Genomic DNA, 12,790 nt, shown 5'->3' with positions numbered 1-12,790 from the left:
TGCCGGACCGCCGCCGGTGATGGACCCGCCTTACCTGAAGTCGGGGTGTCCAAGGACGTCAGACACCCCGACTTCACGAAACCCGGGTTGATCAGCCGAGGCGTCTCAGCGGAGGCCGGCGGCGGCGAGGAGGTTACCCTCGGGCAGCGCCGGAAGCGCCCGGCCCTGCGACATGCGCTGTTCGGCGCGCTCGGTCGTGAACGCGGCGTCGTTGTCGATGGCGGCGCCGTAGCTGGCGGCGGTGCGCTGGGCGATCGCCGTCCAGCCGTACTGCTCGGTGACCATCCGACGGGCTCGGCGGGCCATGGCGCGGGCGCGCTCACGGTCGGACAGCAGCGCGTCGACGGCGTCGGCGAGGCTGTCCGGGTCGTGCGGGCGGAACGTCATGCCGGTCGTTCCCGACTCGACGATCTCGGCGAGGCCACCGGTGGCGGCGACGGCCAGGGGCGCACCGGCGGCGGCCCCTTCGAGGGCGACCATGCCGAACGGCTCGTAGATGCTCGGCACGGCGAAGCAGTCGGACGCGGCCATCAGTGCCGGCAGGTCGGTGCCGCCGAGGAAGCCGGGCATGGTGACCATGCCGCCGAGGCCACGGCGGTGCACCTCGGCCTCCAGTTCGGCGCGGTACGGGCCGTCGCCGGCGATCACGGCGCGCAGCCCGGGGTGCCGCTCGCGCAGCCGGGGGAGAGCGGCGACGAGGTGCTGGACGCCCTTCTCGTACACGAGGCGGCCGGCGAAGGTGACCAGCGGGCCGTCGCCGGCGAACCGGGCGCGGGCCGCCGCCACGTCGCGTGCCGGCACCTTCCAGCGGTACGACTCGACGCCGTTGGCGACCACGTCGACCCGGCCGGCCGGTACGCCGAACAGGGCGTTGACCTCGTCGCGCATGTAGCCGGAGCAGACGATGACCCGGTTGGACTCGCTGCTGAGCCACTGCTCCACGCCGTGGATGGTGCGGTTCATCTCCTCCGGCAGCCAGCCCTGGTGCCGGCCGGCCTCGGTGGCGTGGATCGTGCTGACGAGCGGGATGTCCAGGTGGTCGCGCAACGTCATCGCGGTGTGCGCGACGAGCCAGTCGTGGGCGTGGATGACGTCGTAGGCGCCGGCCTGGGTGGCGCGCAGGGCGGTGCGGGTGAGGGTGTGGTTGAAGGCCATGGTCCACGCCAGCAGCGAGCCGGTGGCGAGGGGGAACGTCACCGGGTCTTCGGGGGCGCGCAGGATGCGCACGCCGTCGGCGTACTCCTCAAGGGGTGCGCCCTCGGTGTGGCGGGTGACGACGGTGACCTCGTGTCCGGCGGCGGCCAGGGCGACGGAGAGGGCGTGGACGTGGCGGCCGAGGCCGCCGACGAGTACCGGCGGGTACTCCCACGACAGCATGAGGATGCGACGGGTCTGCGGCGGCACACCGGGACCGCGCTGCGCCGGCACGGCGGAGCCGGGCTGCGCGGACGGACCGGGCGAGGTCGAAGGCTGGGGCCGGGAGGTCACGGTGGGTCGGTGGGTCCGGTCCTTGGTGGCAGCGAGCTGCTCATCGACCCGCAGGGTCGTCACATCTGTCTCCGTCCAGGCATGGTGGGGCGCGCCGGCGTCAGTGGCGGCGGAGAGGGTGGAAAGAGGGCGGCCGAGGGCCGAAGGGCACACACAGGCGCGTGTCCCCCGACAAGCAAAGGCCATCGGACGCCGGTTCGCACCTTCAAATCGGCCATGGTGACGGAAGACACCTGAGGGTGTAGCGAGCATCAGACAGGTGGATTCCGGTCACCGCCTGAAAGGATGGATTGGCGCGCCCGGGGCGGGGGCACTACCCGCTTGCGCGCGGGCGGCTGAGCCGGCGCGCACATCACCATGGCTTGAGGGAGCGACATGCAGGTCTGGCCGGGCGAGCGGTATCCCCTGGGCGCCACCTACGACGGGATGGGCACCAACTTCGCCATCTTCTCCGAGGTGGCCGAGCGGATCGAGCTGTGCCTGTTCGACGAGTGGGACACCGGCGCCGAGCGCCGCGTGGAGCTGCGGGAGGTCGACGCGTACGTCTGGCACGCGTACCTGCCGGGCATCGAGCCGGGGCAGCGCTACGGCTACCGGGTGTACGGGCCGTACGAGCCGGCGAACGGGCTGCGCTGCAACCCGCACAAGCTGCTGCTCGACCCGTACGCCAAGGCCATCGACGGTGACGTCACGTGGGACCCGGCGGTGTACGACTACGAGCTGGGCGACCCGGAGCGGATGAACGAGACCGACTCGGCGCCGTTCATGCCGAAGTCGGTGGTGGTGAACCCGTACTTCGACTGGGGCAACGACAAGCCGCCGCGCACCCCGTACCACCACTCGGTGATCTACGAGGCCCACGTGCGCGGGCTGACCATGCGGCACCCGGACATCCCCGAGGAGCTGCGCGGCACGTACGCGGGGATCGCCTCCCCGCCGATGATCGAGTATCTGACCCGGCTCGGGGTGACGGCGATCGAGCTGATGCCGGTGCACGAGTTCGTGCACGACCACCGCCTCGTCGACCTGGGCCTGCGCAACTACTGGGGTTACAACACGATCGGCTTCTTCGCCCCGCACCACGGCTACTCGGCGCTGGGCCGCCTGGGGCAGCAGGTGCAGGAGTTCCGGGGCATGGTCAAGGCGCTGCACGCGGCGGGCATCGAGGTCATCCTGGACGTGGTCTACAACCACACCGCAGAGGGCAACCACCTCGGGCCGACGCTGAGCTTCAAGGGCGTGGACGCGCCGAGCTACTACCGGCTCAGCGAGGAGGACCGCCGCTACTTCGTCGACTACACGGGCACCGGCAACAGCCTGAACGTGCGCAGCCCGCACTCCCTGCAACTGATCATGGATTCGTTGCGGTACTGGGTGACCGAGATGCACGTCGACGGGTTCCGCTTCGACCTGGCGGCCACCCTGGCCCGCGAGTTCTACGAGGTGGACCGGTTGTCCACGTTCTTCGAGGTGGTGCAGCAGGACCCGGTGGTCAGCCAGGTGAAGTTGATCGCCGAGCCGTGGGACGTCGGCCCCGGCGGCTACCAGGTGGGCAACTTCCCGCCGCTGTGGACGGAGTGGAACGGCAAGTACCGGGACACCGTGCGGGACTTCTGGCGCGGCGAGCCGGCCACCCTGGCCGAGTTCGCGTCGCGGATCTCCGGCTCGGCCGACCTCTACCAGGACGACGGCCGCCGCCCCTTCCACAGCATCAACTTCGTGACGGTGCACGACGGGTTCACCCTCAACGACCTGGTGTCGTACAACGACAAGCACAACGAGGCGAACGGCGAGGACAACCGGGACGGCGAGAGCCACAACCGGTCGTGGAACTGCGGCGTGGAGGGCGACACCGACGACGAGGCGGTGCTCGCGCTGCGGGCCAAGCAGCGGCGGAACTTCCTGGCCACGATGATGCTGTCGCAGGGCGTGCCGATGATCGGCCACGGCGACGAGTTGGGGCGTACCCAGCACGGCAACAACAACGCCTACTGCCAGGACAGCGAGCTGGCCTGGATCGACTGGGACAACGCCGACGAGCAGTTGCTGGACTTCGTCCGGACGCTCACCGACTTCCGCAAGCGCCACCAGGTGTTCCGTCGCCGCCGGTTCTTCACCGGCCTGCCGGTGGGCGGGCGGGACGTCGACGCGCCGCTGCCGGACCTGGCGTGGCACACCCCGGACGGGCGGGAGATGACCGGCGACGACTGGGGCAACGACTTCGGCCGCTCGGTGGCGCTGTTCGTCAACGGCGAGGGCATCCGCGAGCGCGGCCAGTACGGCCAGAAGCACCACGACGCCTCGTTCCTGCTGTGCTTCAACGCCCACGACGCGCCGCTGGACTTCACGATGCCGGGCAGCGAGTACGGGCAGAAGTGGGAACGGGTCATCAGCACCGCCGACCCCGACCCGGCCGACGCCACGGTGATCAGCGCGGGCGGCACCATCCGGGTGCCGGACCGGTCCCTCGTCGTGTTGGAGAGGATGATCTGACATGCCGGCCACCCCTCCCAAGGCCACCTACCGCGTCCAGGTCCGCCCCGGTTTCGACCTGGACGCCACCGCCGCGATCGTCGACTACCTGGACGACCTCGGCGTCAGCCACCTCTACACCGCCCCGCTGCTGGCCGCCACGCCCGGCTCGCAGCACGGCTACGACGTCGTCGACCACCGCGCCGTCAACCCGGAGCTGGGCGGGGAGGCCGCCCGGCAGCGGCTGGTGCGCGCCCTGCGTGACAAGCAGCTCGGCCTGGTCGTCGACATCGTGCCCAACCACGCCGGAGTCGCCGTCCCGCCGGCCAACCCGGCCTGGTGGGACGTGCTGCGCCGGGGCCGCGACTCGTCGTACGCCGACTGGTTCGACATCGACTGGGACCGGGGCCGGCTGCTGCTCCCGGTCCTGGCCGACGACCCGGCCGCCCTGGACGACCTCAAGGTCGTCGACGGGGAGCTGCGCTACCACGAGCACCGCTTCCCGATCGCCGACGGCACGGGCGACGGCAGCGCCCGGGAGGTGCACGACCGGCAGCGTTACGAGCTGGTCTCCTGGCGACGCGGGGACGCCGAGCTGACGTACCGCCGGTTCTTCGCCATCGCGGGCCTCGCGGGCCTGCGGGTGGAGGACCCGGCGGTGTTCGCGGCCGTGCACGAGCTGATCCTGCGCTGGGCGGCCGACGGCGAGGTCGACGGCATCCGCGTCGACCACCCGGACGGCCTGCGCGACCCGGCCGGCTACCTCGCGCGGCTGCGCGAGGCCGCGCCGGACGCCTGGCTCGTGGTGGAGAAGATCCTGGAGTACGGCGAGGAGCTGCCGGACTGGCCGGTGGACGGCACCACCGGGTACGAGGCTCTCGCCGCCGTGAACGGCCTCTTCGTCGACACCGACGCCGAGGGCGACTTCACCGTGCTGGACACCCGGCTGACCGGGCAGCGCACCTCGTGGGAGGACCTGACCCACTCGACCAAGCTGGCCGCCGCCACCAACCTGCTCGCCGCCGAGCTGACCCGGCTCGCCGCGCTCGCGCCCGAGGTGCCGACCGAGCAGGCCCGCGCGGCGCTCGCCGAGCTGGCCGCGGTGTTCCCGGTCTACCGGGGCTACCCACCGCAGGGCGCCCGGCACCTCGCCGCCGCCCGCTCCGAGGCGGGTCGTCGCCGGCCCGACCTGACCGGTGCCCTGGACGCGATCACCCGCCGGCTGCGCGACCCCGACGACGAGCTGGCGAAGCGCTTCCCGCAGCTCACCGGCGCGGTGATGGCCAAGGGCGTGGAGGACACCGCGTTCTACCGGTGGACCCGGTTCGTGGCGCTCAACGAGGTGGGCGGCAGCCCCGCCCACTTCGGGGTGCCGCCGGCCGAGTTCCACCGCTACGCCTCCGCGCAGCAGGTCCGCTGGCCCGCCAGCATGACCACCCTCTCCACCCACGACACCAAGCGCGGCGAGGACGTGCGGGCCCGCCTCGCCGTACTCAGCGAGCTGCCGGGCCGCTGGGCGGAGCAGGTCAAGACCTGGATGGAGTACGCGCCGCTGCCCGACCCGGCGTTCGCCCACCTGCTCTGGCAGACGGCCGTCGGGGCGTGGCCGATCGAGCGGGAGCGACTGCACGCGTACGCCGAGAAGGCCGCCCGGGAGGCCGCGGCCTCGACCAGTTGGGCGGACCCCGACCCGGGCTTCGAGCAGGCCATGCACGCGGTCATCGACCGCATGTACGACGACCCGGCGCTGCACGACGAGCTGACCGAACTCGCCGCCGCGATCACCCCGGCCGGCTGGTGCAACTCCCTCGGGCAGAAGCTGATCCAGCTCACCATGCCCGGCGTGCCGGACACGTACCAGGGCACCGAGCTGTGGGACAACTCCCTGGTCGACCCGGACAATCGGCGGCCGGTCGACTTCGACGTACGCCGGGAGATGCTGGCGCGGCTCGACGGCGGCTGGCGTCCCCCGGTCGACACCGACGGAGCGGCGAAGCTGCTCGTCGTGTCGCGGACGCTGCGCCTGCGGCGGGCGCACCCGGAGCTGTTCACCGGCTACCGGCCGGTGCCGGCGCACGGCCCGGTCGGCCGGCACGTGGTGGCGTTCGACCGGGGTGGCGTGATCGCCGTGGCGACCCGGCTGCCGCTCGGCCTGGCACGGGCCGGTGGCTGGTGTGACACAGCCCTGTCGCTTGGCGTTAACGAAGTGAAGGACCTGTTCACCGGCCGGGTCTACAGTGGCGGGGAGGTCCCGTTGGACAATCTTCTCGCGGACTACCCCGTTGCTCTGCTGGCTCCTCCCACCGCTGCCGAGGAGGCCTCGTCATGACCCAATTCTCCGTCTGGGCGCCGGACGCCAGCCGGGTGCGCCTGCGCCTGGCTGGCGACACCGACCACGACATGCGCGCCGCCGCCGACGGCTGGTGGACCGTCGAGGTGCCCGACGCCGGCCTCGACTACTCCTTTCTGCTGAACGACGACGAAACCGCGCTGCCCGACCCCCGCTCGCCGTGGCAGCCTGCGGGTGTGCACGGGCCGAGCCGCCGCTACGACCATCTTGCGTTCCAGTGGACTGATTCCTCCTGGACGGGTCGGCAGCTGCCCGGCAGCGTCCTCTACGAGCTGCACATCGGCACCTTCACCCCCGAGGGCACCTTCGACGCGGCCATCGAGCGCCTCGACCACCTGGTCGACCTGGGCGTCGACATGATCGAACTGCTCCCGGTCAACGCCTTCAACGGCGAACACAACTGGGGGTACGACGGGGTCTGCTGGTACGCCCCGCACGAGCCCTACGGCGGCCCGGACGGCCTGAAACGGTTCGTCGACGCCGCCCACTCTCGCGGGTTGGGGGTGATCCTCGACGTCGTCTACAACCATTTCGGGCCCTCCGGGGCCTACGCGCCACGGTTCGGTCCCTACCTCGCCGAGCAGAGCAACAGTTGGGGCCGCTCGATCAACCTCGACGGCCCACACTCGGACGAGGTACGCCGCTACATCATCGACAGCGTGCTCATGTGGTTGCGCGACTACCACGTCGACGGCCTGCGCCTGGACGCCGTGCACGCGCTGCCGGACTCGCGGGCTGTTCCGATCTTGGAGGAGCTGGCGGTTTCCGTTGAATCCTTGTCGACTCATCTGGGCCGGCCGCTGTCATTGATCGCGGAGTCCGACCTCAACGATCCACGGCTCATCACGCCCCGGGAGGCGGGCGGGTTCGGGCTGCACGCCCAGTGGAACGACGACGCCCACCACGCGCTGCACACGCTGCTGACGGGGGAGCGGCAGGGCTACTACGGCGACTTCGGCTCGCTGGAGACGCTGTCGGACGTTCTTACCGGTGGGTTCTTCCACGCGGGCACCTGGTCGAGCTTCCGCAACCGCCATCACGGGCGGCCCCTCGACTCGCGCGTCCCCGGTCACCGGCTGGTCGCCTACTTGCAGAACCACGACCAGATCGGCAACCGGGCCACCGGGGATCGGATCTCGGCCTCGTTGTCGTCCGCGCTCGTACGGGTCGGGGCGATGCTGCTGTTGACGGCACCGTTCACTCCCATGCTGTTCATGGGGGAGGAGTGGGCGGCGTCCACGCCGTGGCAGTTCTTCACGTCGCATCCGGAGCCGGAGTTGGCTACCGCCGTGCGGACCGGGCGGCGGCGGGAGTTCGCCTCGCACGGGTGGCCCGAGGGGGACGTGCCTGATCCGCAGGACCCGGAGACGTTCGTACGGTCCCGGTTGGACTGGGCCGAGCTGGACAAGCCCGAGCACGCGTCGATGTTGTCGTTTTATCAGCGGTTGATCGCGCTTCGGCGGTCGGTGGCGGACCTGTCGGATCCTCGGATGCACGCGGTGTCTGTGCAGCACGGGGACCAGTTTTTGCTGATGCGGCGGGGGGACACGTTGGTTGTCGCCAACTTCGCGGGGCGGGGTCAGGGGGTGTCGCTGCCTGGGGTGGCTCGGCGGGTGCTGTTGGCTACCGGCGAGGGAGTCACGGTGATGCGGGACCGGATCGAGCTCCCGGCGGAGACAGCGGCGATCGTGGCGTTGTGACGTCGATGGCGAATCGCGTAAGGGGGATGTACGCGGATCGCTGCAGAGGAGTGTGCGGCCCGGGCGGAACTATCTCGGCATTGCGCGTCATCCACCACGCGTCGCATCGTCGGCACACAGCAGGTGTACGGGTGCCGAGGCTCGCCGGAGACTGCGTGGCTGAACCGATGACGCATTACCAAAGGACGACAAGAGGTGTTGGTGGGCACGACACCACCCTCGGCCGAACGGCGGGGCGGCGAGACATCATCCCCGTCAGCTAAGCTGTCCACTCCTCGCAAGGATTCCCGAACAGCTGCTACAGGGGCTCAATGGCAACCGAAGGTCGCATAGCAAAGGTGCGCAAGATTGACTCCGATTCGTCGCGCATCTGGGTTGACTTCCTAGGTGGACTATCTGGGTACATTTCATCTACTAACGACGAAGGCTGGACAATTGGCGATGTCCTCTTCTGTGAAGACGGAAAACCCCCCGAAAAAGTTACCGGCGAACTGTGGGATGCAGGAACTGAAGTAGGCACCATCAAGCACACTACTCCCACTCGAGTCGTCATTGAAGTTGATGGGAAACTTCGTTCATTTGCACAGCGGGACAGTTCGCCTTTGGTCGAGGGTCAGACAGTAGAGATCGACCATCTCGGACGCCCGCGGGGAGTTCTGTCTAATAAACCAATTGATCGTCTTGGCGTCCTGGATCGCGACATCTTCGATATCGAAAGTCTCGTTGTCCGCCCAGAGGATAACGAGGTCACGCTTGATGACTTCGGAGGGTCAACTCGGATAGTCAAACGGGCAGTTGATCTCGTAAGCGTGGCACTCGACCCAGCAGACTTGATCAAAGAGATTGGAGCCAAGCCGATCAAGGGGATGCTATTTACGGGGCCAGCCGGTACCGGAAAAACGTTCTTGGCAAAAGCGCTCGCCAATGCCACGAAGGCGGCTTTCTATAACATTAGCGGCCCTGCCATTGTCGATCAATTCGTAGGTCAAAGCGAAAAAAGGCTCCGAGATATATTTGAACACGCCGGTCGCAACCGTCCAGCTATCCTCTTCTTTGACGAGGTCGACAGTCTATACACACGTAGAGGCTCGGGCAACCATGAGGCAACGAACCGGCTGGTAGGGCAATTTCTGTCATTGCTTGATGGCTTCACGTCATTCGATCAGGTAATCGTCATCGCCACCACAAACCTGCCTAGCGCGCTAGACGACGCCCTGTTGCGCCCTGGCCGGCTAGCGCACAAGCTAGAGTTTGCTCCTTCCGACACGGATAGTAGGGTTGCAATTCTTAAGGCGTCCTCGAGACGTCTTAGATTCTCCGAGGCTCCAGACTTGCATGAGATTGCCGGATTGACCAACGGTTGGACTGCGGCTGATCTAACCGCAATTTGGACTGAAGCTGCCATCCTCGCAGCGCTTGACCGCCGAAAGGCGCTATGCCTCGAAGATGTGCGCGAGGCGCTGCCAAGAGTGCAAAGAATTTCCACCCGTCACGAGACAAGCGAGCGAGACCGTGATCTTCCGTAGCCGTGACCGGGCGTGGCGCAAGCAGCGGCGCGAGTTTGTTTACCTTGACGAGGTCAGCGTAACCAGTCTGGTCGCTGCGCGAGACGGATCCATTGCGGAAACCGTTAAGGACACCCTCACTCAATCTAGCGAGGTTGAGTCAAAGTCGACATTGGGCTTGTCCTTCAAAAGCGCAAAGCTAGGTACTGAGTCGCGGGTTCGCGGCACAGACACATCCGCCAGAGAGGTTGTGCGCCGCTCTGTCATTCAAAGCACATTTCGGGATCTACGCACAGGCGGAGAGAACGATATTCATCTCGCCAGAGATGGCAAGCGAATCCGCAAATTTCGGCCGCAGAAAATTAGAAACGTCCAGGAACTGAAGCGGGCCAAAAGAAAGTTAAGCAAGAATGGCTACCTTCTCTGCGCCGATGAAATGAAGCGTGGCGAGGTCCTTGAGCTTGAACTCGAAATCAGGGCAGATAAGACCTACCGGCTCGTGAGCGGAATCTCCTCGATTATGGAGATCGTAAAGGGTCGCGAGTCGCTCTTTGGCTTCGATGACACCGTATACGAACAGGTCGTGCCAATCGTTGAGATCATCGATCGACTTCTGATTGGCCTGGTTCCCATTCGCGGAGTCAGTACCAGATTTGGCGTAGTTGAAGTCGATGGCTCCGATTGGATCGTCGATCGCAACCTACTCGGCGCGCAGAGCGAGATCACCCAAATCCTGCGGCCGCTGGAGGTGGTCGGCGTAACTGATTTTAGATCTTATTCAAAGGACCTCCGGCGAATCCTTTTCAATGACGCCATCTACACCGCATATATGCGCATTGAGTCGCCGGCACTTTCCGATGACTGGAACCCGGTTAAGCTCGCGGATGTGCTCCGAGGCATGTCGGTCGACATCGGGAGCCTGATCGATGAACTGCCCGATAGTTTCGAAACTGCCTTGAGCCAGCCCGCGTCCCCGAGCCAAGACTCTTTGGACTTCAACGAGCACCTCTATGCCTTCGGAAGGCGCTTGGCTGACGAGCTGAATATCGAATTCGATCCTGCAAAGATCGCCAGCGCAACGGCCCCAGGCATTCTTGTAGTTGACCTAGAAGACGTGGACGTGCGACGACGCACGTTCGACATCGTAGCCAACGCAATCGACCCCACCGCCGACCGTGAGGTCGTTCGACGTCTACGCGAAGAGGCCACTGCGAATATCGTTTCCGCTCTCGAGTGCCGAAATAGCCTGTCCAGTTTGCCGCCGCCTGATCGGGTGAAGGATTTGGGGCGTAAGCTGGAAGTTGAGTTTGTAGCAATCTATTGGTGAATGTTGGGACCGTCCAGCGAAGTTGTGCTATCAAAAATCTTGCCAGAGCATTCTCCCATGCGCTTTTCTCGCAGATCCGGAAGCCGTGCGGGCACTCTATCTAGGCATTCGTCTTCGAGGATGCCACTGCGAAGGCGATGTCACCCTCGTAGATGTTTTCCCAGGTCCGGTCCGCCCGCGTGTCGCAGCACTGGCACACGAACTCGCGTACCTGGCGACTGCTCTTATCGATCACGAGATTCACGGCGCAAACAGTGATGGCGACGAGTGTCCCAGACGATCCCTCGGGTGGTGGCTCTCAGCGCCTCGGCCGGCAGGGCTTGTCCGCAGCCGGGCTGTCTCCTAACAGCCCACGCCCGACAATGCTTCTGTTTGTCATTTCTGGATGGTCTGAGTCGTGTCGCGATGCCGCTAGGGTGTAACGGATGAGCGACTACCTCCAGGTGTCAACGGCCACCGAGACGCGCGAGGTCGGCGTCCGGCTCGCGGAGGGGGCTGTCGCTGCCCGGCTTGCCGCGAGCGGCCAGGTGATCGGTCCCGTCACCAGTGTGTTCTGGCATCACGGCGCACAGGGCTCGGGCGAGGAGTGGCAGGTGCTGCTCTACACCACGGCAGAGCGGTATCCGCAGTTGGAGCGGTTCGTCTTGGACGAGCATCCGTGGACCAATCCGCAGGTCAGTGCGGTTCCGATCGTGCAGGGTTCGACCGAGTACCTGGTGTGGTTGAGTCGTTCTGTCGAGGGCGCGGAGGCATAGCCGCGACGAGGGCCCGAAGATCGGCGACGCACGTTAGCCCGGCGTGCGGCTCCACGCGACGTAGGAATGCGTCAATTCGCTGCTGTGGCCGGACGGAACCGACGCCGGAGGCAAGGCGGACGGCGCTTGTCGCAGCCTTGCACGCCTGCTCGATCTCGTTCGCGTCCAGGTAGGCGTCAGCAAGCCAGGACAGGTAGAGCGCCTTGTCGCGGGCCTGCGTGTCGCAGAAGGTTGCCAGGGCGCGCTCCAACACCGGAATTGCGCGAAGCGGCCGGTGGAGCACGGTCTGGCAGCGGCCGGTCATGATCTCGCCTTCTGTGCCGTCCACCCAGTACACCCAGTCGGGCTCGGGCCGGTTGTCGCGCTCGGCAAGAAGGGTCGTACCGGTTCCGAGATGCCGGTCGGCGGTCGGCGCATCGCCGGCGACAGCGGATGCCCAGGCGGCCCGCAGGTGCAGCAACGTCCGTACCCGTGGTGTCGCCGTGGTGCCGGCGGTCTCGCAGGCCGCGTTGGCCACGTCCGCACCCCGACGCCCGGTGGCGAGTTGCTGGTACGCAAGGAATGCCATCGCGTTCGCCATTAGCGCGTTGTCGTCGGCTTCCCGTGCGGCGGCAATGCTGATTCGGAACTTGCCATCCGCGTCGGGATGGTCACCCGCGTCGAACGCCGCCCAACCGGCCAACTGCGCTTGCTCGGCGAGGACCGCCAGCAGTCGGCGGCCCGTGCGCTCTGCGTACACGCCGTTCTGGATCAGTCGCGTTGTCGTCTCCACCTCGGCCGCGTAGATCTGACGGGTGTCAGCGCCACCGAGATAGTTGTCGAGCCGGCGTAATCTCGCCGTGCGCTCAGCCAACTGCCCAGGCGTGCCACTCCCGACATGTCGACCGTGGGCGAGCAGGGTTTGTGGGAGCGCGGCAGTAAGGCCGGCGGCGGCGACGATAACGCGACGGCGGATGCCCTGACGCGTTGCGGCCAGTGCGGACAGCTCACCACCGGCGTGAAGAGCCTCGTCGACGTGTCGGGCGACCTGAGCGGTGGGTGGCTTCGCGCCGGTCTCAAGCTCGTGCAAGTAGGACTTGCCGTAGTACGTGAGCTTCGCAAGCTCACGCAGTGACAGACCACGCTGGCCGCGAAGCTGGCGCATGCGCTCCGAGAACGACACTTCAGTCATCGCGATCACCCCAGGTCGGCTG

The 12,790-nt window shown here is 66.9% G+C and carries 8 protein-coding genes; 6 read left to right on the top strand and 2 right to left on the bottom strand.

Features of this window, described 5'->3' with window-relative positions:
* Nucleotides 1-105 precede the first annotated feature (105 nt).
* Nucleotides 106-1,551, bottom strand: coding sequence for a glycosyltransferase family 4 protein (locus ACIA3K_RS06150; RefSeq protein ID WP_396799465.1), 1,446 nt, complete (start codon nucleotides 1,549-1,551; stop codon nucleotides 106-108).
* Between the two features lie 312 nt (nucleotides 1,552-1,863).
* Between ACIA3K_RS06150 and glgX the strand changes: the two genes are divergently transcribed.
* The 6 genes from glgX (at nucleotide 1,864) to cutA (ending at nucleotide 11,597) form a co-directional block, all read left to right on the top strand.
* Nucleotides 1,864-3,981: a glycogen debranching protein GlgX gene (gene glgX, locus ACIA3K_RS06145; protein WP_396799464.1), complete on the top strand. Its 2,118-nt coding sequence runs from the start codon at nucleotides 1,864-1,866 to the stop codon at nucleotides 3,979-3,981.
* A 1-nt stretch (nucleotide 3,982) separates the two neighbouring features.
* The gene (treY, locus tag ACIA3K_RS06140; RefSeq protein ID WP_396799463.1) at nucleotides 3,983-6,289 is read left to right on the top strand and encodes a malto-oligosyltrehalose synthase; all 2,307 of its coding nucleotides are present in this window, start codon (nucleotides 3,983-3,985) and stop codon (nucleotides 6,287-6,289) included.
* Nucleotides 6,286-8,010 (top strand): malto-oligosyltrehalose trehalohydrolase, encoded by a 1,725-nt coding sequence (gene treZ / locus ACIA3K_RS06135; protein ID WP_396799462.1) that lies wholly within the window; start codon nucleotides 6,286-6,288, stop codon nucleotides 8,008-8,010. The genes treY and treZ overlap by 4 nt, the downstream gene beginning before the upstream one ends.
* Nucleotides 8,011-8,348: 338 nt before the next feature.
* Entirely contained in the window at nucleotides 8,349-9,536 is a 1,188-nt protein-coding gene (locus tag ACIA3K_RS06130; RefSeq protein ID WP_396799461.1) for an ATP-binding protein, read from the top strand.
* Complete coding sequence (locus ACIA3K_RS06125; protein WP_396799460.1) at nucleotides 9,523-10,842, top strand: hypothetical protein; 1,320 nt, start codon at nucleotides 9,523-9,525, stop codon at nucleotides 10,840-10,842. The genes ACIA3K_RS06130 and ACIA3K_RS06125 overlap by 14 nt, the downstream gene beginning before the upstream one ends.
* Before the next feature lie 425 nt (nucleotides 10,843-11,267).
* Nucleotides 11,268-11,597, top strand: a complete 330-nt coding sequence (gene cutA / locus ACIA3K_RS06120; RefSeq protein ID WP_396799459.1) for a divalent-cation tolerance protein CutA — start codon at nucleotides 11,268-11,270, stop codon at nucleotides 11,595-11,597.
* On the opposite strand, the gene ACIA3K_RS06115 is transcribed toward cutA, so the two are convergent.
* On the bottom strand, nucleotides 11,518-12,768 hold the full coding sequence (locus ACIA3K_RS06115) for a helix-turn-helix domain-containing protein (protein ID WP_396799458.1): 1,251 nt from the start codon (nucleotides 12,766-12,768) through the stop codon (nucleotides 11,518-11,520). The genes cutA and ACIA3K_RS06115 overlap by 80 nt on opposite strands.
* Between the last annotated feature and the right edge of the window lie 22 nt (nucleotides 12,769-12,790).

It is taken from the genome of Micromonospora sp. NPDC051543, from assembly GCF_044454415.1.
GTDB lineage: Bacteria > Actinomycetota > Actinomycetes > Mycobacteriales > Micromonosporaceae > Micromonospora.
This window is presented reverse-complemented; position numbering and strand designations above follow the sequence as displayed.